17 protein-coding genes are annotated in these 26,235 nt (G+C 73.1%); 11 read left to right on the top strand and 6 right to left on the bottom strand.

Going from position 1 to position 26,235, the window contains the following annotated elements:
* The first annotated feature begins 48 nt into the window (after positions 1-48).
* Positions 49-1,077, top strand: coding sequence for a methylenetetrahydrofolate reductase (locus tag RH861_RS13400; RefSeq protein WP_310521407.1), 1,029 nt, complete (start codon positions 49-51; stop codon positions 1,075-1,077).
* Positions 1,074-3,419, top strand: a complete 2,346-nt coding sequence (metE, locus tag RH861_RS13395) for a 5-methyltetrahydropteroyltriglutamate--homocysteine S-methyltransferase (protein WP_310521406.1) — start codon at positions 1,074-1,076, stop codon at positions 3,417-3,419. Before RH861_RS13400 ends, metE begins: the two co-directional genes overlap by 4 nt.
* A 96-nt stretch (positions 3,420-3,515) precedes the next feature.
* Here metE and lexA read toward each other — a convergent pair whose 3' ends face one another.
* Positions 3,516-4,208, bottom strand: a complete 693-nt coding sequence (lexA, locus tag RH861_RS13390) for a transcriptional repressor LexA (protein WP_369798143.1) — start codon at positions 4,206-4,208, stop codon at positions 3,516-3,518.
* A gap of 255 nt (positions 4,209-4,463) precedes the next feature.
* Here lexA and RH861_RS13385 point away from each other — a divergent pair, with 255 nt between their 5' ends.
* The 6 genes from RH861_RS13385 (at position 4,464) to RH861_RS13360 (ending at position 8,940) form a co-directional block, all read left to right on the top strand.
* Positions 4,464-4,841 (top strand): LysM peptidoglycan-binding domain-containing protein, encoded by a 378-nt coding sequence (locus tag RH861_RS13385; protein WP_310521405.1) that lies wholly within the window; start codon positions 4,464-4,466, stop codon positions 4,839-4,841.
* A 68-nt stretch (positions 4,842-4,909) separates the two neighbouring features.
* The gene (locus RH861_RS13380) at positions 4,910-6,007 is read left to right on the top strand and encodes a histidinol-phosphate transaminase (RefSeq protein ID WP_310521404.1); all 1,098 of its coding nucleotides are present in this window, start codon (positions 4,910-4,912) and stop codon (positions 6,005-6,007) included.
* A 44-nt stretch (positions 6,008-6,051) separates the two neighbouring features.
* Positions 6,052-6,666: an imidazoleglycerol-phosphate dehydratase HisB gene (gene hisB, locus RH861_RS13375; RefSeq protein ID WP_067949228.1), complete on the top strand. Its 615-nt coding sequence runs from the start codon at positions 6,052-6,054 to the stop codon at positions 6,664-6,666.
* On the top strand, positions 6,663-7,301 hold the full coding sequence (hisH, locus tag RH861_RS13370; protein ID WP_310521403.1) for an imidazole glycerol phosphate synthase subunit HisH: 639 nt from the start codon (positions 6,663-6,665) through the stop codon (positions 7,299-7,301). The genes hisB and hisH overlap by 4 nt, the downstream gene beginning before the upstream one ends.
* Positions 7,302-7,403: 102 nt before the next feature.
* On the top strand, positions 7,404-8,150 hold the full coding sequence (gene priA, locus RH861_RS13365; RefSeq protein WP_310521402.1) for a bifunctional 1-(5-phosphoribosyl)-5-((5-phosphoribosylamino)methylideneamino)imidazole-4-carboxamide isomerase/phosphoribosylanthranilate isomerase PriA: 747 nt from the start codon (positions 7,404-7,406) through the stop codon (positions 8,148-8,150).
* Positions 8,134-8,940 (top strand): SseB family protein, encoded by an 807-nt coding sequence (locus RH861_RS13360; protein WP_310521401.1) that lies wholly within the window; start codon positions 8,134-8,136, stop codon positions 8,938-8,940. The genes priA and RH861_RS13360 overlap by 17 nt, the downstream gene beginning before the upstream one ends.
* A 429-nt stretch (positions 8,941-9,369) precedes the next feature.
* On the opposite strand, the gene RH861_RS13355 is transcribed toward RH861_RS13360, so the two are convergent.
* The 5 genes from RH861_RS13355 to RH861_RS13335 all read right to left on the bottom strand — a co-directional run bounded on the left by RH861_RS13355 (position 9,370) and on the right by RH861_RS13335 (position 18,873).
* A complete protein-coding gene (locus tag RH861_RS13355) occupies positions 9,370-11,034 on the bottom strand; it encodes a dynamin family protein (protein ID WP_310521400.1) in 1,665 nt (554 codons plus the stop codon).
* Complete coding sequence (locus tag RH861_RS13350; RefSeq protein ID WP_310521399.1) at positions 11,031-12,899, bottom strand: dynamin family protein; 1,869 nt, start codon at positions 12,897-12,899, stop codon at positions 11,031-11,033. The genes RH861_RS13355 and RH861_RS13350 overlap by 4 nt, the downstream gene beginning before the upstream one ends.
* Before the next feature lie 98 nt (positions 12,900-12,997).
* Complete coding sequence (locus RH861_RS13345; protein WP_310521398.1) at positions 12,998-14,164, bottom strand: IniB N-terminal domain-containing protein; 1,167 nt, start codon at positions 14,162-14,164, stop codon at positions 12,998-13,000.
* Between the two features lie 231 nt (positions 14,165-14,395).
* Complete coding sequence (locus RH861_RS13340) at positions 14,396-16,900, bottom strand: LuxR C-terminal-related transcriptional regulator (protein WP_310521397.1); 2,505 nt, start codon at positions 16,898-16,900, stop codon at positions 14,396-14,398.
* Positions 16,901-16,971: 71 nt separating this feature from the next.
* Positions 16,972-18,873, bottom strand: a complete 1,902-nt coding sequence (locus RH861_RS13335; RefSeq protein WP_310521396.1) for an Hsp70 family protein — start codon at positions 18,871-18,873, stop codon at positions 16,972-16,974.
* Positions 18,874-19,119: 246 nt separating this feature from the next.
* Between RH861_RS13335 and RH861_RS13330 the strand changes: the two genes are divergently transcribed.
* The 3 genes from RH861_RS13330 to RH861_RS13320 form a co-directional block, all read left to right on the top strand.
* Positions 19,120-20,664: an alpha/beta hydrolase gene (locus tag RH861_RS13330; RefSeq protein ID WP_310521395.1), complete on the top strand. Its 1,545-nt coding sequence runs from the start codon at positions 19,120-19,122 to the stop codon at positions 20,662-20,664.
* 81 nt (positions 20,665-20,745) lie between these two features.
* Positions 20,746-22,200 carry a pyridoxal phosphate-dependent decarboxylase family protein gene (locus RH861_RS13325; RefSeq protein ID WP_310521394.1) on the top strand — a complete coding sequence of 485 codons (1,455 nt, stop codon included), beginning with the start codon at positions 20,746-20,748 and terminating at the stop codon, positions 22,198-22,200.
* 45 nt (positions 22,201-22,245) lie between these two features.
* Positions 22,246-26,235 (top strand): Lhr family ATP-dependent helicase (locus tag RH861_RS13320; protein WP_310521393.1); only part of this gene is annotated, 3,990 nt, incomplete at its 3' end.

Genomic DNA, 26,235 nt, shown 5'->3' with positions numbered 1-26,235 from the left:
CGCCCGCGAGACCCACCCGCCGTGACGGCCGGTCGGGCGCGGCGTGCCGTGCTTCGACCGACCGGTGCGGCATCCGTCACCTGGAGCACCATGACCGGAACCGGACCCGACGACGGCGACCGTCGGCCTCGGCCGGCGATCTCGTTCGAGCTGTTCCCGCCGCGGACCGACGCCGCCGCGCTCGCGCTCGGCCGCACGATCGACCGGCTCGCCGAGGTCGACCCGGCGTTCATCTCGGTGACGTTCGGTGCCGGCGGGTCGTCCCGCGACCGGTCGCTCACGGTGCTGCGGTACATGCTCGAGCACACCGACGTCGAGCCGATGGCGCACCTCACGTGCGTCGGCTCGAGCCACGCCGAGGCGAACCGGCTCGTGCGCGAGTTCCTCGATGCCGGGGTGACGAGCTTCCTCGCGCTCCGCGGCGACCCGCCCGCGGGCGCCGGACCGGACACGGGTCTCGGCGACCTGCGGAGCGCGGCTGAGCTCGTGCAGCTCATCCACCGGGTGCAGGAGGAGCGCGAGCCGTTCGGCCAGGTCGGGATCCCCGGGATCCCCGGAGCGACCCGCATCCTCGACCGCCCGCGTCCGGAGCGGGTCGCCGTCGCGGCGTTCCCGACCGGGCACCCGCGATCGCGCGGGATCGGGCAGGACGTCGACGTGCTCCTCGCCAAGGAGGTCGCGGGCGCCAACCTCGCGATCACCCAGCTGTTCTGGCACGCCGACGACTACCTCGGCTTCGTCGAGCGCGCCCGCGCCGGCGGCGTGACCATCCCGATCCTGCCGGGGATCATGCCCGTCACCACGCCGGGACGGCTGGCCCGCCTGCAGGAGCTCACGGGCGTGCCCGCGCCGAGCGAGCTCGCGATCCCGCTCGAGATCGAGCCCGACGCCGATGCCCTGTTCGACCTCGGGGTCGACTTCGCCGCCGACCTCGCCCGCGAGGTGCTCGACGGCGGCGCACCCGGTCTGCACCTGTACACCTTCAACCGCCACGAGGCCGTGCTCGCCGTCCTGGACCGGCTCGGCATCCGAACCCCCGCCCATGCGGGCACCGAGAGGAACACGAGAGAACGATGACCGCACCCGCCTTCCCCGCCGGAACGATCCTCGGCTACCCCCGCATCGGGCGGCGCCGCGAGCTCAAGCACGCCGTCGAGGCGTTCTGGGCCGGCCGCATCGACGCCGACGAGCTCGAGCGCACCGCCGCCGGGCTCCGCGCCGCCACGCGCGAGCGACTCGCCGCGCTCGGCCTCGGCCGCACCGACTCGGCGATCCCCGAGAGCTTCTCGTACTACGACCAGGTGCTCGACGCCGCGGTCGCGGTCGGCGCGATCCCCGCGCGCTTCCAGCGGCTGCTCGACGCCGACGGGCGCCTCGACCTCGCCGGCTACTTCACCGTCGCGCGCGGCGAGGGCGCCGACGCGCCGCTCGAGATGACGAAGTGGTTCGACTCGAACTATCACTACCTCGTGCCCGAGATCGGTCCCGACACGGCGTTCGCACCCCACGTGGAGGCGCTCGTGGCGCAGGTCCGCGAGGCCCGGGCGGCCGGGTTCGCGACCCGGCCGGTGCTCGTCGGCCCGGTCACGTTCCTCCTCCTGGCCAAGGCGGCGGATGACGCGCCCGAGAGCTTCCGCCCCATCGATCGCCTGGCCGACCTGGTGCCCGTGTACCAGCAGCTCCTCGACGAGCTCGCCCGCGCGGGTGCCGAGTGGGTGCAGCTCGACGAGCCCGCCCTCGTGAGCGAGAGCCTCGACGAACCGCGCGAACGAGTCCTCGAGGCGGTCGGGATCGCCTACGACGCGCTCGGCGCGCGCGACGACCGCCCGGCGATCCTCGTCGCCGCTCCGTACGGGTCGCTCGACGACGCCCTGCCCGCGCTCGCGTCGACCCCGGTCGAGGCGATCGCGTTCGACTTGGTCCGCGGCGACCTGCCGGACCGGCTCGACGCGGTGACGGAGGAGGCGCTCGCCGGGAAGACCCTGGTCGCGGGCGTCGTCGACGGCCACAACATCTGGCGCGGCGACCTCGAGCGCGCGTTCGAGCGCGCGGAGGCGCTCCGGTCGCGTTCCGGCTCCGTCGCGGTGTCCACGTCGACGTCGCTGCTGCACGTCCCGCACGACGTGGAGGACGAGTCCGCGCTGGACGCCCGCCTCGTGAGCTGGCTCGCGTTCGCCGACCAGAAGGTCGCCCAGGTCGCGGTGCTCGCGCGCGGTCTCGCCGAGGGCCGCGAGTCGATCGCGGCCGAGCTCGACGCGGCATCCGTCGCCCTCGCCGACCGCGCCGCCACCCCGGGCGTGCGCGTGCCGGCGGTCCGCGACCGCCTCGCCGCCCTCGACGCCGGCGCCTTCGCCCGCGCCGCCTACGAGGCCCGCGTCGCCGCGCAGGAGGACCTCGACCTGCCCGCGCTGCCGACGACGACGATCGGGTCGTTCCCGCAGACGGCCGACATCCGTCGCGCCCGCGCCCGGCTGGTGAAGGGCGAGCTGACGGATGCCGCCTACCGCGAGCTCATGCGCGAGGAGATCGCGCGTGTCATCCGCCTGCAGGAGGGCCTCGGCCTCGACGTGCTCGTGCACGGCGAGCCGGAGCGCAACGACATGGTGCAGTACTTCGCCGAACTGCTCGACGGCTTCGCGGTCACGCAGCACGGCTGGGTGCAGTCGTACGGCTCGCGCTGCACGCGCCCGTCGATCCTCTGGGGCGACGTGTCGCGTCCCGCGCCCATGACGGTCGAGTGGTCGGCGTACGCGCAGTCGCTGTCGGGCAAGCCCGTGAAGGGCATGCTCACCGGTCCCGTGACGATCCTCGCGTGGTCGTTCGTCCGCGACGACCAGCCGCTCGGCGACACCGCGCGTCAGGTGGCCCTCGCGCTGCGCGATGAGATCGCCGACCTCGAGGCCGCCGGCATCCGCGTGATCCAGGTCGACGAGCCGGCCCTGCGGGAGCTGCTCCCGCTGAAGCGCGCCGACCAGCCCGCCTACCTCGACTGGTCGGTCGGCTCGTTCCGGCTGGCCACGGGAGGCGCCGCGCCCGCGACGCAGGTGCACACCCACCTCTGCTACTCCGAGTTCGGCGTGGTCATCGACGCGATCCGCGAGCTCGACGCCGACGTGACCTCGATCGAGGCGGCGCGCAGCCGCATGGAGGTCGTCGACGACCTCGCCGCGAGCGGCTTCGACCACGGCGTCGGACCGGGCGTCTACGACATCCACTCGCCGCGGGTGCCGAGCGTCGAGGAGGTCCGCTCGCTGCTCGAACGCGCCGTCGACGGCGTGCCGGCCGGTCGCCTGTGGGTCAACCCCGACTGCGGGCTCAAGACCCGCGGGTACGACGAGACGGTGGCGTCGCTCACGAACATCGTCGAGGCCACGCGCGCGGTGCGGGAGGGGGTCGCGGTCGGCGCGACCGCCGGCTGAGCGGAGCAGCGGGGCGGATGCCGCGGCGCGCGCTGCGGCATCCGCCCCTCGCCATGCCCGGTGCCGGGCCTCGACCGATGTCGGACGGGTCGGAGCTCAGACCGCCCGCAGGACCGCGACGACCTTGCCGAGCACCTCGGCCTGATCGCCGAGGATCGGCTCGAACGCCGTGTTGCGGGGGAGCAGCCAGGTGTGACCGTCGCGCTGGCGGAAGACCTTGACGGTCGCCTCGCCGTCGAGCATCGCCGCGACGATCTCGCCGTTCTCGGCCGTCGGCTGCGAGCGCACGACGACCCAGTCGCCGTCGCAGATCGCGGCATCGATCATCGAGTCGCCGACGACCTTGAGGATGAACAGCTCGCCCTTGCCGACGAGCTGGCGGGGGAGCGGGAACACCTCTTCGACCTGCTGCTCGGCCGTGATCGGCACGCCCGCGGCGATGCGCCCGACGAGCGGCACCATCGTGGCGTCGCCGACCGACGGCGCCTCGGCGACCGTGGGCTGGCGCGACTCGGTGCCCGGGGCGTCGATGAGGATCTCGAGCGCACGCGGACGGTTGGGGTCGCGGCGCAGGTAGCCGGCGAGCTCGAGTTGGTTGAGCTGGTGCGTGACGCTCGAGAGCGACGAGAGGCCCACCGCGTCGCCGATCTCGCGCATGCTCGGCGGATAGCCGCGTTCGGCGACCGAGCCGCGGATCACCTCGAGGATGGCCAGCTGCTTGGCGCTCAGCCCCTTGCGCCGCCGCGATCGACCGCTCGCGCCCGGTGCCCGGTCGATGTCGATGCTCACGTCGTGGCCTCTCGTCGGGGCCGCCGTGGCCCGGATGTCGGTGGTCGGTGTTCGACTGTCGTCGGACATTCGAAACTGTATCCGCCTGATGCGCTCGCGACAAACATCCGTTCGAGTGTGTCGCGCGATCCGGGGCCGAAACTCCCACCCGCGGTCCTTGCAGGTGCGAATGTTCGAAGATATATTCGGAACACAGCTTCGCATCCGGCCCTCCCGGCCGAGGGCCGGATGCGGGCTCTCCCGAGGAGGTGCGGAATGAGTGCAGTGGTCATTGGGCCCACCGGTGGTCCGTCGGTGCCGGCGTTCGGCGCATCCGGCGTGCGCACGCGGCTCCGGCTGACGCGTCGTGGTCGGGTCGTCCTGACCGGGCTCGCCGCCGTGCCGATCGTCATCGCCGTGCTCGTCGGGGCGCTGTCCTCCGGCGGTGCCGTCGCCGGCATCGACGACGGGGTCGCGCCGGTGGCCTTCGAGACGGTCGTCGTCGGGGCGGGCGACACGCTCTGGGGCATCGCCGAGACGGTCGCCCCGTCGGAGGACCCCCGCGAGGTGATCCTCGAGATCATGCGGCTGAACGGCCTGGCGACCGCGGTGGTCCAGCCCGGTCAGGAACTCGCGCTGCCCGTCGTCGACTGAATCCGGGCGCCGCGTCACCCGCGGTCGCACTCGGCCCTCCGGGATCGGCGCGCGGATAGCATTGATCGGTGACGAGTCTCGACGACCTGCCCATCCGCGACGACCTGCGCGGCAAGTCCCCGTACGGTGCGCCGCAGAAGCACGTGCCCGTGGCGCTGAACGTCAACGAGAACACCCACCCGATCCCGGAGGACGTCGCCCACGACATCGTCGCCCGGGTCGCCGCCGCGATCATCGGGCTCAACCGCTACCCGGACCGCGAGTTCAGCCGCCTCCGAGTCGCACTCGCCGAGTACCTCGGCCACGGCCTCGCGCCCGAGCAGCTCTGGGCGGCGAACGGGTCGAACGAGGTGCTGCAGCACGTCCTGCAGGCCTTCGGCGGACCCGGGCGCACGGCGCTCGGCTTCGGCCCCACGTACTCGATGTACGGGCTCCTGGCGTCGGGCACCGGCACCGGGTGGATCACCGCCGACCGCGACGCCGACTTCGAACTCACCCCCGAGACCGCCGTCGCGGCCATCGAGCGCCACGACCCCGACATCGTCCTCCTCTGCTCGCCGAACAACCCCACGGGCACTCCGCTCACCCTCGAGACGATCGAGGCCGTCGCCGACGCGGCGCGCGGCGTGGTCGTCGTCGACGAGGCCTACCAGGAGTTCGCCGATCCCGGCTCGCCGAGCGCGCTGACCCTGCTGCCCGGTCGGCCGCGACTGCTCGTCTCGCGGACGATGAGCAAGGCCTTCGCGTTCGCCGGGGCCCGCGTCGGCTACCTCGCCGCCGACCCCGCCGTCGTCGATGCGCTCCGGCTCGTGCGCCTCCCGTACCACCTGTCGGCCCTCACCCAGGCGGCCGCCCTCGGGGCGCTCGCGCACGCCCACGAGATGCTGGCGATGGTCGACGAGATCCGCGCCCAGCGCGATCGCATCACCCGCGAACTCACGGCGCTCGGCTACCGGCCGTACCGCAGTGGCGCGAACTTCGTGCTGTTCGGCGGCGTGGACGACCCGCACGCCGTGTTCGAGGCGCTGCTCGAGCGCGGCATCCTGATCCGCGAGATCGGGCTGCCCGGCTGCCTGCGGGTGACCGCGGGAACCGAGGCGGAGACGACCGCGTTCCTCGAGGCGATGGCGGCGTTCGCGCCGGCGGCATCCGCTTCGACCCCCTGACCACCGCCCGGGCATCGCACGGGCTGCCTGAATAGGATGACCGCATGACCACCGACCGCCCCGCGCGCACCGCGCGCGTGCAGCGCGAGACCAGCGAGTCGAGCATCGACCTCTCGATCGACCTCGACGGCACCGGCCGCAGCGACATCGAGACCACCGTGCCGTTCTACGACCACCTGCTCACGGCGTTCGCGAAGCACTCGCTGACCGACCTCACCGTGCGCGCGAAGGGCGACATCGAGATCGACGTGCACCACACCGTGGAGGACGTCGCCATCGTCCTCGGCACCGCGATCCGGCAGGCGCTCGGCGACAAGCGGGGCATCTCCCGCTACGGCGACGCGCTCGTCCCGCTCGACGAGGCGCTCGCCCAGGCCGTGGTCGACATCTCGGGGCGGCCGTACCTCGTGCACACGGGCGAGCCGGCCGGATACGAGTTCCACCTCATCGGCGGGCACTTCACCGGCTCGATGGTGCGGCACGTGTTCGAGGCGATCACGTTCAACGCGGGACTCACGGTGCACGTGACGGTGCTGGGCGGGCGCGACCCGCACCACATCGCCGAGGCCGAGTTCAAGGCATTCGCACGCGCGTTCCGGCAGGCCAAGGCGCACGATCCGCTCGTGAGCGGCATCCCCTCGACCAAGGGCGCGCTGTGAGCCGCACCCCTCGCGTGGCGGTGCTCGACTACGGCTCGGGCAACGTGCACTCGGCCGCGAAGGCCCTCGAGCGCGCGGGTGCGGAGGTGCAGCTCACCGCCGACCGGCGCGCCGTCATGGAGGCCGACGGGCTGCTCGTTCCCGGCGTGGGCGCGTTCGCGGCCGTGATGGACGGGCTCCGGGCCGTCCGGGGCGACGAGCTCATCGACCGGCGCCTCGCCGGAGGTCGCCCGGTGCTCGGCATCTGCGTGGGCATGCAGGTGATGTTCGAGCACGGCGTCGAGCGCGGCGTCGACACCGAGGGGCTCGGCGAATGGCCGGGCACCGTGCGCGAGCTGCCCTCCGAGGTGCTGCCGCACATGGGGTGGAACACGGTCCGACCCGACGAGGGGTCCGTGCTGTTCCAGGGTCTCGAGGGGGAGCGCTTCTACTTCGTGCACTCCTACGCCGCGCAGGAGTGGCACCTCGACGTCATGCCGCCGTTCCCGCAGCCGAGGCTGACCTGGGCCGAGCACGGCGGGCGGTTCCTCGCCGCGGTCGAGAACGGCCCGCTGTCGGCCACGCAGTTCCATCCCGAGAAGTCGTCGGATGCCGGCATCCGACTGCTCGCGAACTGGATCGGCTCGTTCGCCTGACGGCGGTGGGCCTTCGGTTCGTCATGACCGGCACGCAGCGGGCTAGGATGCTGTGACTGTGCCGAAGTCGCGATTCTCGCGGCATCCGATTCGAGGACAGTGATGAGTGAGTTCAGCAAGAGCCCCCGCCTGGTACTGCTTCCCGCAGTCGACGTCGCAGGGGGCAAGGCGGTCCGCCTGACGCAGGGCGAGGCGGGCACCGAGACCAGCTACGGCGACCCCGTGGACGCCGCGGCGGACTGGGCCGACCAGGGCGCCGAGTGGATCCACCTCGTCGACCTCGACGCCGCGTTCGGTCGCGGGTCGAACGCCTCGGTCCTGAAGAAGGTGATCAAGCAGGTCCGCGGCGTGAACGTCGAGCTCTCGGGCGGCATCCGCGACGACCGGTCGCTCGAGCATGCGCTCGCGATCGGCGCCAAGCGCATCAACCTCGGCACGGCCGCGCTCGAGAACCCGGAGTGGGCGGCGTCGGTCATCGCCCAGTACGGCGAGGCCATCGCGATCGGCCTCGACGTGCGCGGGCACACGCTCGCGGCGCGCGGGTGGACCAAGGACGGCGGCGACCTCTGGCAGGTCATGGATCGCCTCGAGGAGGCGGGCGCCGCCCGCTACGTCGTGACGGACGTCACCAAGGACGGCACGCTGCAGGGGCCGAACGTCGAGCTGCTCCAGCAGATCATGGAGCGCACGCGTCGGCCCGTCATCGCGTCGGGCGGCGTCTCGAGCCTCGACGACATCGCCGCGCTGCGCCAGCTCGTGCCGCAGGGCCTCGAGGGCGCCATCATCGGCAAGGCCCTCTACGCGGGCGCGTTCACGCTGCCCGAGGCGCTGGATGTCGCATCCCACTGACCCTGCCGCCGACTCGGCCGGGCGCCCGTGGGCCGGCCGGTCGTTCCAGTCGAACCCGCACGCGGGCGATGACGGGCGGATGCCGCCGGAACTCGGTGCCGCGCTCGAGCGCTTCCGCTCGGGCGACGGGGGGCAGGCCGACGTGGTCGCCGCGTTCGGCGGCACGCGCCTGCTGATCCCGCTGCTCGCCGAGCTCGGCGACGGCGGCACCGAGGTCGGCGCCCACGGCCATGCGGTCGACAAGAGCCAGGAGCTCTCGATCGTCACGGTCGAGGGTCCGGACGGTCGGCGCGTCCTTCCCGTGTTCGCGTCCGTCGAGGCGATGTCGCGCTGGAATCCCGAGGCCCGGCCCGTCCCGGCGGACGGCGTTCGCGTCGCGCTGGCGGCCGCCGACGACGGCACCGAGCTCGTCGTGCTCGACCCGGGGAGCCCCACCGAGTTCGTCCTGCGCCGACCCGCCGTGTGGGCGGTCGCGCAGCAGCAGCCGTGGCGGCCGCCGTTCGAATCGGCCGACGTGCGCGAGGCGTTCGAGCGCTCGGTGTCCGGGGAGCTCGCCGTGGTCGGGGTCGACCTCCTGGCCGGCGACGCGGACGCGCGGCTGCGCGGCCCCGAGCTGGTCGTCAGGTTGCGGCTCGTGGCCGGCCTCACCCGCGCCGAGCTCGACGCCGTCACCACGCGGCTCGCGCGCCGATGGGCGGCCGACGACGCGATCGCCACCGGCGTGGACTCGCTCACCGTGCGACTGACGGGCGACGTGGCGGAGCCCCCGTCGCCGGGGAGCCTGCCGTAGGCTGACGACATGACCGACGCCTCCGGGGGGAACGAGCGTCCACCGAAGACCGACGATGCGCGCGGTAGCGCCGACGAGCCGGCTCCGCCCGAGCGGCCGAGCCTCGTCGACGAGCGGCGTCCGCCGGTCATCAAGGCGGTGCCGCCGCCGCGATCGGTGAAGACCTCGCGCGTCCTGTGGCTCCTCAGCTTCACCCTGTCCGCTGCGACCATGCTGATCGCGTTCCTGTCGCAGGAGTCGATCTCGACCGAGCTCCAGGAGACGATGCTCCGCCTTTCGCCCGGGTACGACGAGGCGGAGGTGTCCACGCTCGTCGACGTCATCTACTGGGTCTGCCTCGCGGGGATCGGCATGGTCGTCACGCTGGAGGCGATCCTCCTCGCCATGATCCTCAATCGACGCGGCGGCGCACGCTGGGGTCAGCTCGTCCTACTCGTGGTGCACGCCGGCGTGGCGCTCGTCGGGAGCGCCTTCCTGACGGTGGCCGAGTTCGGGATCCTCGTCGAGGTGCTGCTCCTCGGCGGATTCGCGCTGGCCCTGGCCGGGTGGATCGCCGGGATGTTCCCCGGTGCCGGGCACTGGTTCCGGACTGCGGGCGAGGTGCAGCCGGCGGCGCTCGACTGACGTCGGACCAGCGGCGACCACGAGCGCCTCGCAGCTGCGGGTGACCACGTCGCAGGCCTCGGCCGCGGAACGATCGAGGAGCGGACTGCCGGCGAGCGCGCGCCAGCGCTGCAGCGACATCGTCGCCGCTCGGTGCACCTCCTCGCGCGGGGCATCGGGCGCCAGACCCAACCGGTCCTCGACGCTCGTGCCCCCGGCACCGATCAGCCGCTCCGCCTCGGCGGTCTCCGCAGGGCCGAGACCGAGCCCCGCCGTGCGCGCCGCCGAGAGCAGGGCGAGTTCCCGCAGTTCGTGGGCGTTCGATTCGAGGCGTTCGACCGACCGTTCGATGAGGGATGCCGCAGCCGGCGGACGTTCCTCGAGCAGCGCGCGCAGCGCCGCCAGCGCCGAGCGGACCTTCAGCGCGTCCGACCGCGACCGGAACTGCCCGCCGACCAGGTGGATGAGGTCGTCCATGCCGGAGCGCCGGTAGAGCTCGTCCGCCAGCGCGGTCGCGTCGTGGTGGCCCGACCTGATGGAGACCGCGGCCATCCTGATGCCGAACATCCCGAAGCGCTGGAGGAGGTTCCGCCGGTCGTCCACGGCCACGTCGATGGGCGCGTCCTCGCGGACGAACCGGTCGACCGACAGGAGGATGCGCTCGCGGTCTGTCCGTCCCAGGCGCGCCAACCGGCGCAGGGCGTCGAACTCCTGCTCGCGCAGCGTGCGGGCCGACTGGGCCAGCAGTCCGGCGATCGGCACGACGTCGAGCGCGAGCGAACGCAGCGAGCCGTCCGTCCGGTAGCGCTCGGCGATGGAGCGCGCCGACAAGAGCGCATCGATCCGGCCCGCCCCGATCTCGTCGGCGCGGGAGAGGACGGCGATCGCGTTCACCGTGCCCGATCGCGCGACCGCCGGGTCGTGGAAGGCGGAGAGGAAGCCGACGTCCGCCGAGTGCATGTGGCGCGTCAGGTAGATGACGGCGTCGGCCTCGGACGGCGTGGCATCCGGGGTGAGGAACGCCGCGGAACGGGCGGAGATGTCCGAGGAGAGCGACGCGATGCCTGGCGTGTCGATGAGCGTGACGTCCTCGAGGCGGCCGGACGGCCACTCGACGATCACGCGCTCGACCTCGTCGGGCGTCGACGGCTCCAGGTCGATGACGAGCCGCCCGTCGACCCGGCGGACGGGCAGGCTCCGGGTCCCTCCGTCGCGCAGGTGCACCGTGATGCTCGGCGCGGCGCCATGCCGGTACCAGACGATGACCTTCGTGCACTCGCCCGCGTCGGTCGGTGCGATCTCCTCGCCGATCACGGCATTCAGCAGCGTCGACTTGCCCGCCTTGACCATGCCCGCGATGGCCACGCGCAGCGGCTCGTGGAGACGCGCGCGCTGCTCCCGGATGCGGGCGAGCGCGACGGTGTCTCCCGCGCAGTGCTCCGCCGCGAGTTCGAGCAGGTCGTCCGCCTGGTCGAGGAGACGCGCACTCACGCCGGGCCACCCCCGGCCGCCGCGGACGACGCGGCGTGCCGCGCTCGGTTCGAGGCCTCGACGCCCTCGATCGACTTCGCCCTGCTCGACAGCGCATCGACCTGCTTGAGATCGGCGCGCAGCTGCTGGATGCGACGGTCCCGGTCGCTCGCGTACATGTTCGCGGCCTTCTGGGCCGCGAGCACCGAGTCCGCGAGGGACCGGTGGTGCTCCTCGGCGATGGCGGTGAAGTGGTCTCTGGTGATGCGCTGCACGAGCCGGAGGCGGTCGCGGAGCTGCTTGCCCACCTGGAAGATGATCTCGTCGACCTGCCGGCGAATGAGGTTCTTCGCCTCCGCCCGGCGACGCTGCAGCCGGTTCTCGACGTCCTCCTTGTAGGCCTTCCGTCCGATCACCGCGCCGGCCGCCAACGAGAGCGGGTTGATCAGCGACATGCCCACGATGCTCGTGATGATGCCCACCATGAGCACGCCGCCGTAGGAGCCGCGGAGCCCGATGTAGAACTTCTGCATCGGCCCCAGGCGGCCCGGATCGAGCTCCGACATGTCGTCGACGGCGTCGAGCACCTCGTGCGTGTCGTCCACGTGGATCTGGGGGAGCGTGACCTCCTCTTCGTTGAAGTGGCGCGCCACCTTCGCCGAGAGCCACTGCGCGCGCTCCTGGGTCCACACGAACGTGTCGGTGACCGCCGACGAGACGCGCTGCTCGAACCAGTCCACGAGTTCGTCCCAGACGGGCCCGGGATCGCCCTCGTCGATGGACTCCTCGGCCTCTCTCTGGATGGTGCGCAACCGATCGCGCAGGTCGTGCTCCATGTCGGCGATCAGGTCCGTGGCGCCGTCGTTCAGGGTCGTGTGCCAGCGCGACGAGTTGCGCCGGAGCTCGTCGGCGCGGGCCTTCGTCGTCTCGAGCTTGGCGACGATCTCCGGCGTCTTCTCGGGGCTGAGGAGCGCGCTCAGCTCGGAATCGATCGACAGGCGCAAGTGCTCGGTCGTCGACACGAGATCGGCGGCGGCCGACCGTCGCTGCAGCAGCTCGGCCTTGCCGACGACGTCGCGGCGGAGGTAGGCGACGAGCTCGGTGAAGCCGGACTCCGCGTTGAGCTCGGGGTCGGAACCCTGGAGCGCCGTCAGACGGAGGTTCGAGGAGAGGGGGAAGATCGGGATGTCCGGGTCGATCGCGGCCAGATGGCCGCGGTCCAGCTCCTCGACCTGGCGCCACTCGGGGTACAGGTCGATCTTCGTGAGCACGCACGCGACGTTCGGTGAGATGCGCATGGCGTGGCGGAGGAACTGGATCTCGGGCTCGGTGAACTCCTGCGAGGCGTCCGAGACGAACAGCATGGCGTGCGCCGAGGGCAGCGTCGCGAGCGTGGTGATCGCGTGTGCCGAGTTGAGCCCGCCGACGCCGGGGGAGTCGATGAGCGTGAGCCCGCTCTTCAGGAGCTTGCGCGGAAGCACGACCTCGGCCGCGGCGACATCCGTCTCGGTGCCCCGGCCGCCGCGCTCGGACACGTACCTCGCCAGCTCCGTGATCGGGATCTCGGTGCGCTGGGAGCGTCCGTCGGCCTCGAGCGTGCCGCCGATCGCGCCGGTCGACAGGACCGAGGCCGACGCGCGCTCGCCGTAGCGGATGGTGGTGGGCACGGCGGTCGCGATGTCATCGTCGACCGGACAGACCGGGGCGTTCACGAGGGCGTTGATCAACTGGCTCTTGCCCTGCTTGAACTCGCCCACGACCATGACGCGGATGTTCGGGTCGCGGAGTCGTTCGCGGGTCTGCTCGAGACGTCGGCGCAGGTCGGGCCGGTCTCCGGTTCCAGCGAGGGCGATGCCCCGGTCCACGAGTTCGATGAGCTGCTGCACCGTTGCACTTCCCGTTCGACGTCGTTCGATTCGGATGGGCGGACAGCCGGTTCGGCCCGGTGCACTCGGTGCTCCGGGCCGAACCGCCTGTCAGAGCGTCATACCGGGAAGGGGTCTGCGTCGACCTCGATCTCGACCTCGGTGAGGTCGCCGGGGCCGGACTCGACGTTGTTCCCGTTGAACGACTCCTCGACCTCGACCTCGTTGAGGTCGCCGGGGCCGGACTCGAGGTTGTTGCCGTTGAAGGAGTCCTCGACGTCGACCTCGACGTCGGTCTCGACCGAGTTGTCGACCGAGTTGTCGACCGAGTTGTCCTGGAACGAGTCCTCGATCTCGACGTTGACGAGGTCTCCGCCGCCCTGCTCGACGTTCGCGCCGTTGAACGAGTCGACGTTGAGGTCACCGCCGCCCTGCTCGTTGTAGGTGTCGTTGTCCTCGTTGAACGAGTCCTCGATGTCGACGTCGATGTCGGTCTCGTCGTTGTACGAGTCCTCGTTGAACGAGTCCTCGATGTCGACCTCGATGTCGGTCTCCGTGTTGAAGGAGTCCTCGATGTCCACTTCGGTCGAGTTGTCGGTGTTGAACGAGTCGATGGCGACATTCGTCGTGTTGGTCGAGTTGTCCTCGTTGAACGAGTCCTCGATGTCGATCTCGGTCTCCTCGTTGAACGAGTCCTCGATGTCGACGTCGATGTCGGTGTTGTACGCGTCGACGACCGCGTTCCCGCTGGCGGCGATCGCGCCGTCGCCGGAGGCGGTGGTCGAGTTGTTCTCCACGTTGTTCTGGACGGCGACGAGGCTGTCGTTGGCCCAGATGTTCGTGTTGACCGACTGGTCGTTGATCACGTCGCGGTCGTCGATGTACGAGTAGTTCGTCACGACGTTCATGATCTTCTGCACGGCGGAGTAGTAGTCGCCGTCGCCGCCGCCGTGGTGGTGTCCGCCACCGCCGCCGCCGTGGTGGTGTCCGCCACCGCCGCCGCCCCAGCTGCCGCCGCCGCCGCCCCAGCCACCGCCGCCGCCGCCCCAGGCTCCGCCGGAGGCGCCGCTGTCGATGCTGTTGCCGCCCGTGTTGTACTCGCGGTTGCCGACCGGCGAGAAGTCGAGAGCGACCGGCAGGACCGCGTCGACGTCCGCCGCGCAGATGCCGTTCAGGCCGGCGTTGGTCAGCGCGGTGTCCGGGTCGGCCCGGAACTCCGACGCGGCCTCCGGGTCGCGCAGCAGGCTCATCAGGAAGTCCAGCAGCGCCGTCGTGATGTTCGACATGATCGATCTCCTCCATACGTTGAGATGGCGATGACCGACATCCGCGCCGGTCCCCCGAGAGCAAGCTTCGTCGTCGTGCGTCCCACGGTCATCGGGGAGGGTCCCCGCTCTTCGAGGGCGCCCGATGGGGGATTAGGGGATTCGATCGGTGTCCGTTAGGGGATCCGTCGGGCGCGGCGATGGGGGAGCCCGGGACGACACCGCGTGACCCGCGCGCGCGTTCGGTGAGGCTCACCGGGAATCGCCGTTCTCGAGGGCCGCGCGGAGCTTGGCGATGAGGTCCGAGCGGTTCGTCGCGCCCAGCCGGCGCCGGATGCGGGCGATGTGATGCTCGGCAGTCCGCGGGGAGATGAAGATCGCCTGCCCGATCTCGGCATAGGTCTTGCCCTCGAGCACGAGCCGCGCGACCTCGCTCTCACGCGCGCTCAGGCGGCCCTCGTCGTGCACGGAGACCCCGATCCCGGCGGCCGTGAGCTCGATGCCGGCGGCGGGGCCCTGCGGACTCGCGGACCGCACCTCGTCCGGATGCAGGCTGCGGGCCAGCGCGAGGAGCCGCAGCGAATCCTGGTGCTCCGCAGCCCGGCCCGCCGCATGACCGGCGAGGCGGGCGGCATCCCACGGGTAGCCCGCCGCGTCGAGATCGCGCGCGGCGCGTTCGACGGCCTCGACCTCGACCAGACCGCCGAGCGCGGCGGCCCACACGCGCGCCGCACGGCCGAGGCGCTGCGCCGTGCGATCCCCGTCGCGTGATTCCAGCGCCTCGACGTGCAGCCGGACCGCGGCGGGGTCGTTCCGCAGGAGTCCCGACTCGATCTCGGTCCAGTGCAGGCCCGTGGCGAGCGGCGCGGGAAGACCCGCGCGGTCGAGGAGCTCCCACGCCGCGGACAGGTGCGGCGCCACCAGGTGCGCCTCCCCCAGACGGGCGGCGGCGACGACGAGTTCGGCGAGCGCGGGCAGGTTCGTGACGTCCGGCCGCATGCCGGCGATGGCGTGCCGCGCCGCCTCCCACGCGCGGACCAGGCCGGGGATCTCGCCCTGGTGTCGCGCCAGGCCGACCCGGACCGCGCTCGCCAGGAGCTCGTCGCGCAGGCCGAGCGGTCGGAGTGCGGCATCCGCGCTGGCGGCAGCCAGGTGCTCGCGCGCGTGCAGCGGCCGGTCCGAGCGCAGGGCGACGAGCGCCCGCATGAGCTGCAGGCGCGGTGCGAACGCGGGGCCGCCCTGCGCGGCGGCGATGGCGGAGGACAGGACCTCGTCGGCGATGCGCAGCTCGCCGGTCGACAGCGCGACCTGCGCCGCGAGCACCGCCGGCACCTCGGGCAGCGGCATGACGGCATCGGCCTCCGACATCACGTTCGAGGCGGTGAGCAGCGAACCGAGCGCACGATCGGCGTCGCCGTCGAGCAGGCGGAGGACACCGTCGGCCATGAGGTCGACCGCCACGTGCGACGACGTCGGGTAGGCGACGCGCCCGCCCTGGGCGCGGAGGGCGCGGGCTCGGTCCGGCTCGCCCGTCGCGGCGAGGGCGAGCATGGCCAGTGGCGCCATCGCGCAGTCCTCGCCCGAGAGCCGCTCGTAGGCGTCGGCGCTGCGGGCGAGCAGGCCCTGCCGGGCCCAGACGGCCGCCGCCACCCCGACGCCGCGGCAGACGTCCTCGGCATGGGGTCGTGCCAGGAACCGGTCGACGAGGCGCTCCGCCTCGCGGACGTCGCCCGCGGCCCACGCGGCGTGGGCGCGCCGGGCCTCGAGCGCGACCCGGTCGGCTCCCGCCTCGACCGCCGCGGCGTAGCGGCGTGCTGCCTCGGCGGCGTCCACGGACAGCAGCTCGTCACCGGCGCGCTCGAGTTCCGACGCGATCCGCGGATCGCGGAACCCCGCTGAGGCGAGGTCGAGCGCCGCTTCACCGAGCGGGACGCCCGCCGACTCCATGGCGTCGACCAGCTCACGACGCAGCGACCACGCCTCATCGGGCATCGCGATGCGGAGCACGGCCTCGCGCACGATGGGCGCGAGGCGGCCGTCCGCACGGGCGAGCCCTGCGGCCCGCGCTGCCTGCATGAGGGATCGGGTGTCCGCGTGGGCGAACCTCGGCGCGGTGGCCAGCGCCGGGCCCGAGGCGGAGAACCCGACCGCGAGGGCGAGCGCGAATTCCCGGGCCGCTCGCGGCAGGCCGTCGATCTCATCGGCCAGCTGGGTCAGCATCGGCGTCGGCACGTCGTGCGGGTCGGGATGCCAGTCCTCGTCGCGCAGCGCGTGGAGGCCGAGGTCGACCAGCCGCGGGTTGCCTCCGGTGAGCTCCCGGATGCGCGCCACGTCCGCCGGGTCGATCGCGGCGCCGATGACTTCCTCCGCGCGGTCTTCCGTGTCGGCGGGGGAGAGCGGGTGCAGCAGCAGGGTCGAGTGCCGGCGACCGGCGCGCTCGAGCACCTCGACGATCGGCGCGGCGGGTGACGGTCGGAACGCCACGAGGAGGTGGGCGCGATCCTCGGCGATGACGCGATCGATGACGGCGAGCTCGCCGGGAGCGAGCTGGTGCGCGTCGTCGACGAGGATCACGACGGGAGCGCCGTCGCCGTCGCCCTCGTCGTCGTGTCGGTCGGCGTCCGCGCCGCGCACGATGCGGGCGCCGCCGGTCCGGAGCGCCGACGCCATCCGATCGAGCAGCAGGCTCTTGCCGGCTCCGCCGGGACCGCTGATGCCGGAGATCACGCGATCCGAGCCGTTCAGGATCCGCCGCACGAGGGCTTCGCCTTCGGGCCAACCGACGGGGCGCGCCGGGTGGAGCTCGTGCGGAACGCGCGCGGGCGGACTCATGGCGCCGTCGCGGGCTCCGTCGGCTCCGACGTGGACTCGGGAGTGACGGTCGGCTCGGGCGCCGGTTCGGGCTCCGGCGCCGGGTCGGGTGCGGGTTCGGGTGAGGGTTCGGGCGCCGGTTCCGGTGCCGGCTCCGGTGCCGGCTCCGGTGCGGGTGCCGGGTCGGGCGCCGGTGCGGGGTCCGGTGCGGGCGCCGGGTCCGGTGCCGGCGCCGGTGCCGGGTCGGTCGTCGGGCTCGGCGACGGCGACGCCGTCGACCCGGTGCTCGGCGCCGTGGACGAGGTCCCGGGCGCCGGTCCGGAGGCGGTCGTGCCCCCGCTGGACGAGCCGGGGGCGGCGGACGAGGCGGACGAGGTGCCCGACGTGCTCGACTTGCCGGGCTTCAACGGCCCAGTCGACTGCTCAAGCTTCGATTCGTCGGCTCGGGTGAGCGGGTCGTCGGCGCTCACCCGCCCCGCCGCGCCGCCCTGACCGGCGGAGCCGCCCACGACGTAGCGTCCGGCGGCGTAGGTCCCCGCATCCTCGAGTTCCGCCGCATCCCCGGATGACTCGCCAGGGTCCCCACCCGCGCCGAGCGGCGTGATCGGCACCAGGATGCCGAGCAGGGCGGCGGCGGCGCCGGCGAGCAAGGTGGTCCGCAGCCCCATCGACAGTCGGGGCGCCTCGCCCGGGCGGCGGAGCCACGCGGGCATCGTGCTGTGCCCCTGCTCGGTGGTGTCCTCGTCGGGCCGGTCGGCCGCGGCTGGGTCCGCGTCGATGGTCGCGGCTTCCGCGTCGACCGTCGCGGCATCCGGTTCGATGCGGGGTGCCGGCTCGAGCGCCCGTGCGGCTGCGATCGCGGCGCCGTGGCTGATGGACGCCTTCGGATCGGCATCGATGGCAACCGGCAGGCCGAGTTCGGACGAGATCAGCTGGGTCACGGCGGGGATGCGGGACGACCCGCCGATGAGCAGGACGGCGTCGAGGTCGTCGAGTTCGAGCCCGGCCGCGTCGATCGTCTCGCGGAGCGTCTCGACCGTCCGTCGCAGGTCCGGCTCGATCATCTGCTCGAACTCGCTGCGGACGAGCCGTACGCGGGCGTGCCCGCCGGGCAGCGCCACCGGCACGCAGGTCTCCGCGTCGAACGAGAGCGCCTCCTTCGCCTCGGTGCATTCGCGACGCACGCGCGCCAGGGCGACGGCCGCATCGGCCGTATCCTCCTCGAGGTCGCCGAACGCATCCTCCGCCGACGTCCGGACGTGGTCGAACACGAGCTGGTCGAAGTCGGTTCCCCCGAGCCGGTCGATGCCCCGGGGGGCGCCGACGAGTTCGAGTCCGTCCTCGCCGCTGCGTCGCAGGAGCGCGACGTCGAACGTCCCGCCGCCGAGGTCGTAGACGGCGATCACGCGGCCGTCCTCCAGGTGGTGCTCGGAGAGGTACTTCAGTCCGGCGGCCTCCGGCTCGCTCACCAGCTCGGCGTGGCCGAGGCCCGCGGCCTCGAGGGCGCCGCGGATCGACTCGATGCGGTGCGCGCCCCATGCCGCCGGGTGCGAGATCGTGACGGAGGCGGGCGGCCCGCCCTCCTGCTCCTCGGCGCGCTCGACCACCCATCGGGCGAGCAGCGCGAAGAGCTCCTCGGGTGCGACGGCGAGGTCCCCGACGATCAGGGGCGTCTCGTCGCCGATGCGGCGCTTGAATCCGCGCACGACCCGGTCGGGCGCGTCGATGGCGCGCCGCTCGGCAGGTTCCCCGACGACCACGGCGCCGTCATCCGCCAGGTAGACGACGGTCGGCATGGCGGCCTTCCGGCTGCCGAGCTCGAGCGCCGTGCCGCCGAGCGCACCGCCCGTTCCCCGCCGGGTGATGCCGGCGGCGGTGTAGGTCGTTCCGATGTCGATTCCGAGCGCGTACGAGTTCAAGGACTCTTACCCCCCTGCGCGACACCGGCGTGAAGCCGTACGAGTCCGTGCCGCGACGGGTCGATTGTCCTCCTCGACCCGAAGCGCGGCAACCGGGGTTCGGACCCCGATTCGGGGGACATTCGCGTCGTTCACCGGTCGGATCCGCGTCAGACCGGGGATCCGCCCGGGGGACACTGCGGCGTAGTGCCGATCACCCCAGTACGGGGGTCGGCGGAACGGATCATTCCGTGGATACTGGCCGCCATGGGTCGGGCACCGAGGGGGGTCGTGCTCGCGGTCGCCGCAGCGGCATCCGTCGGCATCGCCGTGAGCGGCACGGGCTGCGGGCTGTCGACGTTCTTCCCGGTCGTGGACGAATCCACGCCGACTGGCGAGAAGGTGGATGCCGCGCTCCAGCCCTTCTACGGCCAGGTGCTCCGGTGGGAGGACTGCGGCGACTTCCAGTGCGCCACGGCCGTCGCGCCCCTGGACTGGGACGCGCCCACGGCGGGCGAGATCGAGCTCGCGATCATCCGCCAGCCCGCGCGCGGGGAGCGCATCGGGTCACTGCTGATGAACCCCGGCGGCCCCGGCGTCTCGGGGTACGACGCGGTCGCGACCTCCCTGGACGTGGCCGTCACCGACGCGCTGCAGGACCGCTACGACATCGTCGGGTTCGACCCGCGCGGGGTCGGCCGGTCCACGGCGGTGGACTGCTTGGCGCCGAAGGAGCTCGACCAGCTCCTCTACGCGCCGGCTCGCGGCGTCCGCGGCACCAACGACTGGCTCACCTCGCAGAACGAACTCACCCACCGCTTCGGCCAGGCGTGCCTGCGCAACACCGGCGACCTCCTCGCGAACGTCGACACCGCGAGCTCCGCACGAGACCTCGACATGCTGCGCGCCGCGCTCGGCGAGGAGCAGCTCGCCTACCTGGGCTACTCGTACGGGGCGTACCTCGGCACCGTGTACGCCGGCCTGTTCCCCGAGAAGGTCGGCCGCCTCGTGCTGGACGGCCCGATCGACCCGTCGCTCACCAGGGCCGCGATCACGCTCGCCCAGGCCATCGGCTTCGAGACGGCGCTGCGCTCATATCTCGCGGCGTGCATCCCGGCCGCATCCTGCCCATTCCAGGGCACCCCCGACGACGCGTTGCCCGTCGTCCGCGAGATCCTCGATGCGGTCGCGAGGAACCCGATCCCGTCCACCGACGGGCGGGTGCTCAGCGTCGACTCGCTGCTCATCGCGATCGCCGCGCCGCTGTACCTGAAGGAGACCTGGCCGGTGCTCGACACGGTCTTCACGACGGTCCTCGCAGGGCAGGCGGAGGTCGCGCTCTCCGTCGTCGACGGGTACTACGGCCGGAACCCGGACGGCGACTACTCCGGCAACCTCCCCGAGGCGATCCGCGCCGTGAACTGCCTGGACCACACCGCCCAGAACAACGTCGAGGTGATGAAGGAGGAGGCCCGGCAGCTCAGCAAGTCGGCGCCGCACCTGGGCGTGTACTTCGCGTTCGGCGACGTCTCGTGCCTGTCCTGGCCGTTCCGGTCCGACCTCGAACGTGTCGCGATCGCCGCACCGGGCGCCGCGCCGATCCTCGTCCTCGGTACGACCGGCGACCCGTCCACCCCGCACGCCTGGGCGGTCGCGGTGGCGTCGCAGCTCGAGAGCGGCGTCCTGGTCACGCGAACCGGCGAGGGGCACACGGCGTTCAACAAGGGCGACCCGTGCGTGGATGCCGCGGTCGAGCAGTACCTCGTCGACGGCGTCGTCCCGCCTGCCGACGTCACCTGCCCCGCCGCGTGAGGCCGCCCGGATCGGCGTTGACTCGCGCGGCGACCGGGAGCATGATCGGGGTGCGCGGTACGCGCGGAATCCAGGTGGACCATGCCAGATCGACTCGATGAGACCTCCGCGATTGCCCGGACGACGCCGTCCGGCGGGGCGGGCGGAGCGGCGCACCGGCCGTACGACGAGGCGCTCCTCGCCCTCGCGCACCGACGCGCGGCCGACTGGCTCGACGGGCTCGCCGAGCGGCCGATCCCTCCGCGGGCGACGGTCGACGAGGTCGGCGACGCCCTCGGACGCGACCTCCCCGAGCACGGCGAACCGGCCGCGGAGGTCATCGAACGCCTCGCGGAGCGCATCGAGCCGGGGCTCATGGCGATGGGCTCGCCGCGATTCTTCGGGTGGGTCATCGGCGGCACGCAGCCCGTGGCGCTCGCGGCGGACTGGCTCGTCTCGACCTGGGACCAGAACAATGGCCTCCGCAACGTCACGCCCGGCACCGCCGCGGTCGAGGAGATCGCCGCGGCCTGGGTCCTCGAGCTGCTCGGCCTGCCCACGGAGAGCGAGGTCGGCTTCGCGACGGGCGCGACCACGGCGCAGTTCGCGTGCCTCGCCGCGGCGCGCGACGAGGTGCTCCGGCGCGCCGGTTGGGACGTCGCGCGGGACGGGCTCGCGGGAGGTCCGCGCGTCCGCTTGGTGGTCGGCGCCGAACGCCATGGCACGATCGACCTGGCGGGCCGCTACCTCGGACTCGGCACGCCGATCGAGGCGGCCGCCGACGAGCAGGGCCGCATCCGGCCGGAGGTGCTCCGCGAGGTGCTCGCCGCGGGGGAGGGACCGGCGATCGTGTGCCTCCAGGCGGGCAACATCCACTCCGGCGCGTTCGACCCGTTCGCCGAGGCGTGCCGCGTCGCCCACGAGGCGGGCGCGTGGGTGCACGTCGACGGGGCGTTCGGCCTCTGGGCTGCGGCATCCCCCCGGCTGCGCCCGCTCACCGAGGGGCTCGCCGACGCCGACTCGTGGTCGACCGACGCGCACAAGACGCTCAACGTCCCGTACGACTGCGGCATCGCGATGGTCCGCGACGGCGCCGCGATGCGGCACGCGCTGACCCTGCACGCGAGTTACCTGCAGGCCACGACCGAGGGCGCCGACCCGCACGAGAAGGTCGCGGAACTGTCGCGGCGGGCGCGCGGCGTTCCGACGTGGGCGGTGCTGCGCCACCTCGGTCGCGAGGGCGTCGCCGACCTCATCGACCGACTGGCCGGCTCCGCCCGGATCATCGCCGAGGGCGTCGCGCGACTCCCAGGCGTCTCGGTGCTGAACGAGGTGGCGTTCACCCAGGTCTGCATCGCCCTCGAGGACGACGCGGCGACGCAGGCGCTCAGCGCGCGACTGCTCCTGGACGGCGAGGTCCTCGCGATGACCTCCCGGTGGCACGACCGCGCCGTGGTCCGCTTCTCGGTCAGCAACTGGGGCACGGATGCCGCGCAGACGCGCCGCACGGTCGCGGCCGTGGAGCGCGCGCTCGCCGAGGTGCGCGCTGCGGGCTGAGCGCAACCCGGCGACGGTGTCGGTGGCATCCGCTTGAATGGTGGGATGACCGGCGCACTCGACGAGTTCGCGCCTGCGACGCGGGCGTGGTTCACCGAGTCGTTCCGCGAGCCCACCGCCGTGCAGGATGCGGCGTGGCGGGCCATCGCCCGCGGCGAGCATGCCCTCGTGGTGGCGCCCACCGGGTCGGGCAAGACGCTCGCGGCGTTCCTCTCGGCCATCGACCGACTCCACCACGCCCCGCTGCCGGCGGTCGACGCGGCGACCGGCGAGGTGACGGATGCCGCGCCCCGCGCCACGCGCGTCGTCTACGTGTCGCCGCTCAAGGCCCTCGGCGTCGACGTCGAGCGCAACCTGCGCGCCCCGCTCGTCGGCATCGCGCGCACCGCCGCGGCGATGGGCGTCGAGGTGCCCGAGGTGACCGTGGGGGTCCGGTCGGGCGACACCTCGCCGGCCGACCGGCGGGCCCTCGTGAAGCGTCCGCCCGACATCCTCATCACGACGCCCGAGTCGTTGTTCCTGATGCTCACCTCGCAGGCGCGCGAGACGCTCGCCGGCGTCGAGACGGTCATCATCGACGAGATCCATGCGCTCGCCGGCAGCAAGCGCGGCGCCCACCTCGCCCTGTCGCTCGAGCGCCTCGACGAGCTGCTCGCCAGGCCGGTGCAGCGCATCGGCCTGTCGGCGACGGTCCGGCCGCACGACGAGGTGGCGCGCTTCCTCTCCGGCACCAGGCCCGTGTCGATCGTCGCGCCGCCGTCGGGCAAGCGGTTCGACCTGCGCGTGACGGTGCCCGTCGACGACCTCGCCGACCTCTCCGGCGACCAGGGCGGCTCGGTGTGGCCGCACGTCGAGGAGGCGATTCTCGACGAGGTGCTCGCGCATCGCTCGACCATCGTGTTCGCGAACTCCCGCCGACTCGCGGAGCGGCTGACGGCCCGGCTCAACGAGCTCTGGGCCGAGCGCACGGCGCCGCCCGAGGGCGAGGGCGACGACGGGGTGGCCGGCGACGGGCTCGTCGGCGCCGAGGTCTCCGCGGCATCCGTGACCGTAGCCTCGGCCGGCGCGGCCTCGTCACCCGGCCCGGCTGCGGTGACGCCGCGGCGCCCGCCGGCCGAGCTCGTGGGCTCATCCGGGCTCACGGCCGGCGCCGAACCGGTCATCGCCCGTTCGCACCACGGCTCGGTGAGCAAGGAGGAGCGCGCGCTCGTCGAAGCCGATCTCAAGGGCGGCCGCCTGAAGTGCGTGGTGGCCACGTCGAGCCTCGAACTCGGCATCGACATGGGCGCGGTCGACCTGGTGATGCAGGTCGAGTCGCCGCCGTCGGTCGCGAGCGGCCTGCAGCGCATCGGCCGAGCCGGCCACCAGGTGGGCGAGGTCTCGAAGGGGCTCATGTTCCCCAAGCACCGGGCCGACCTCCTGCACTCCGCCGTCGTCGCCGAGCGCATGGTCGCGGGCGGCATCGAGCCGCTCCGCATCCCGGCGAACCCGCTCGACGTGCTCGCCCAGCAGACCGTCGCCGCGGTGGCCGTCGACGAGTGGGAGGTCGAGCACTGGTTCGACGTGGTGCGACGTGCGGCGCCGTTCCACGCGCTGCCGCGTTCGGTGTTCGACGCGACGCTCGACCTGCTGGCCGGCCGGTACCCGTCCGACCGGTTCGGCGAGCTGCGGCCGCGCATCGTCTGGGATCGCGACGCGGGTACCATCACGGGTCGCCGTGGCGCGCAACGTCTGGCCGTCACCTCGGGCGGCACCATCCCCGATCGCGGGCTGTTCGGGGTCTTCATGATCGGCGACGCCGGTCCGGGGCGCCGGGTGGGCGAGCTCGACGAGGAGATGGTCTACGAGTCGCGCGTGGGCGACGTGTTCGCGCTCGGCGCCACGAGCTGGCGCATCCAGGAGATCACCCACGACCGTGTGCTCGTCTCGCCCGCGTTCGGCGAACCGGGCCGCCTGCCGTTCTGGAAGGGCGACGGCATCGGCCGTCCCGCCGAGCTCGGCGAGGCGATCGGCGGGTTCATCGGCGAACTCGCCGGCGCCGACGCGTCCGCGGCGCTCGAGCGGTGCGCCGCCGCGGGTCTCGACGAGCGGGCGGGCGCCAACCTCGTTCGCTTCATCGCCGATCAGCGCGAGGCGACGCGGGTCGTGCCCGACGACCAGAGCCTCGTGGTCGAGCGCTTCCGTGACGAGCTCGGCGACTGGCGCATCGTCCTGCATTCCCCGTACGGCATGCGCGTGCACGCGCCGTGGGCGCTCGCGGTGGATGCGCGGGTGCAGGAGCGGTTCGGGCTCGAGTCGCACGCCGTCGCGAGCGACGACGGCATCGTGCTCCGCCTGCCCGACACGGCCGACGAGCCGCCGGGCAGCGAGCTGTTCGAGTTCGAGCCGGCCGAGCTCGCGCAACTGGCGACCGAACGGGTGGGGGACTCCGCGCTGTTCGCGTCGCGGTTCCGCGAGTGCGCGGCCCGGGCGCTCCTGCTGCCTCGGCAGAACCCCGGCAAGCGGTCGCCGCTCTGGCAGCAGCGGCAGAAGGCGTCGCAGCTGCTCGAGGTCGCGCGCGACTTCCCCGACTTCCCGATCGTCCTCGAGGCGGTGCGCGAGTGCCTGCAGGACGTCTACGACCTGCCCGCGCTCACGGCCATCGCCGAGCGCATCCGGGCGCGCCGCATCCGCTTCGTCGACGTCGCCACCGAGACCGCGAGCCCGTTCGCCGCGAGCCTCCTCTTCGGCTACGTGGGCGCGTTCATGTACGAGGGCGACGCGCCGCTCGCCGAGCGGCGCGCTGCGGCGCTGTCCCTCGACCCCGGCCTCCTCGCCGAACTGCTCGGCACCGTCGAGCTGCGCGAGCTCCTCGACCCCGCCGTGGTCGAAGACACGGAGCGGATGCTGCAGCGGCGGCATCCCGACCGGCTCGCCAAGGGCGAGGAGGGCGTCGCCGACCTGCTTCGCGAGCTCGGGCCGATCACCTTCGCCGAGATCGCCGAGCGCGTCGACGAGCAGACGGATGCCGCGGCATCCGTCGATGCGCTCGTCACCGCCCGGCGCGCCGCGCGGGTCCGCTTCGGCGGCGGCGACTGGGTCGTCGCGGTCGAGGACCTCAGCCGGCTCCGGGACGCCCTCGGCGTGCCGATCCCGCCCGGGCTGCCCGAGGTGTTCGGCGAGGCGGTGCCCGACCCGCTGGGCGACCTCGTCAGCCGCTACGCGCGCACGCACGGGCCGTTCACGACCGCCGCGGTCGCCGAGCGGTTCGGCATCGGCGTCGCGATCGCGCAGGCCGCGCTCGCACGCCTCGCCGGCGATCGCCGCATCGTCGAAGGCGCCTTCCTGCCCCACGGCTCCGGCACCGAGTGGTGCGACGCCGAGGTGCTCCGGCGCCTCCGCCGACGCTCGCTCGCCGCGCTCCGAGAAGAGGTCGAGCCCGTCGCGCCGCGGGAGTTCGCGCGGTTCCTGCCCGACTGGCAGCACGTCGGCGGGCGACTGCGCGGGGTCGACGGCGTCGCAGCGGTCATCGAGCAGCTCGAGGGCGTGCGCGTCCCGGCATCGGCCTGGGAGACGTTCGTACTGCCCGCCCGGGTGGGTGACTACCGTCCCGACATGCTCGACGAACTCACGGCGAGCGGCGAGGTGCTCTGGGTGGGGCAGGGCTCGCTGTCCGGCGACGACGGATGGGTCAGCCTGCACCTGGCCGACACCGTCAAGCTCACCATGCCGGCCCCGACCGACCAGCCGCTCGACGCGATCGAGACCGAGCTGCTCGCGGTGCTCGGCGGGGGCGGGGCGTACTTCTTCCGGCAGCTCGTCGACGCGGTCGGCGGCACCGACGATGCGGCGGTGCTCGACGCGCTGTGGCGACTCGTGTGGGCCGGGCTCGTCACCAACGACACCTTCGCGCCGGTGCGCGGCCTGCTCACCGGCGGCGGCGCGCACAAGACCAAGGCCTCGGCGCCGCGCGCGCGCCTGCGCGGGCGCTCCCTCTCGCGGCGGGCGCTCGCGTCGGCCGCGCCCGCCGCGGAGGGGGGCCCCGACCGCGGCCCC

This window comes from Agromyces indicus (assembly GCF_031432295.1).
GTDB lineage: Bacteria > Actinomycetota > Actinomycetes > Actinomycetales > Microbacteriaceae > Agromyces > Agromyces indicus.
The sequence above is the reverse complement of the archived record's forward strand: the minus strand, read 5'-3'. Positions and strand labels throughout refer to the sequence as shown.